Below are 252 nucleotides of genomic sequence, written 5' to 3' on the forward strand. Positions count from 1 at the left end.
TTCACCGGCCCGCTGGTGGGGTTCAGCTGGTGGAGCCAGATCACCCCGGCCGCGGCCAGGGAGACCACCACCGGGGCGAAGACCGCCCCCCGGACGAGGCCCTGGAAGCGGCCCGGGCGGTTCATCAGGAAGCCCAGGGCCATCCCCAGGGTGACCTCGAGGAGGGTGACGGCCAGGGCGAAGATGGAGGTGACCAGCAGGCTGTTCCAGAACTCGGGGTTCTGCAGCAGCCGGGCGTAGTTGGCCACCCCC

1 protein-coding gene is annotated in these 252 nt (G+C 71.0%); it reads right to left on the reverse strand.

Annotated elements, in window-relative coordinates:
- Positions 1 to 252: hypothetical protein (locus NZU74_20580; GenBank protein ID MCS6883723.1), on the reverse strand; the 252-nt coding region annotated here is incomplete at both ends.

Source organism: Chloroflexaceae bacterium (assembly GCA_025057155.1).
Lineage (GTDB): Bacteria > Chloroflexota > Chloroflexia > Chloroflexales > Chloroflexaceae > JACAEO01.